1 tRNA gene is annotated in these 263 nt (G+C 48.3%); it reads right to left on the reverse strand.

The annotated features are described in order from the left end of the window. Positions 1-166: 166 nt before the first annotated feature. Positions 167-251: transfer RNA gene (locus tag MD588_RS26000), tRNA-Leu, on the reverse strand. Positions 252-263: the final 12 nt, after the last annotated feature.

A 263-nucleotide genomic window follows, 5' to 3' on the forward strand; every position in this document is an offset into this window, starting at 1 on the left:
CCTTGCGGCGCCAGAACCTAAATCTGGTGCGTCTACCAATTCCGCCACTTCCGCATATTGTCATTAAAGAGCGAGCCCTTCAAGACGGTATCTCTAAACAAATTGTACAAACCAGATGATTGGTGAACCTGATCTGCTGCGTCATGTACTCATGACAAACAGTAAATGGTGCGGAAGGAGAGACTTGAACTCTCACACCTTGCGGCGCCAGAACCTAAATCTGGTGCGTCTACCAATTCCGCCACTTCCGCATTTTACTGTGT

Origin of the sequence: Photobacterium obscurum, assembly GCF_026191635.1 — a bacterium.
In the GTDB taxonomy this organism is placed as follows: Bacteria; Pseudomonadota; Gammaproteobacteria; order Enterobacterales; family Vibrionaceae; genus Photobacterium; species Photobacterium obscurum.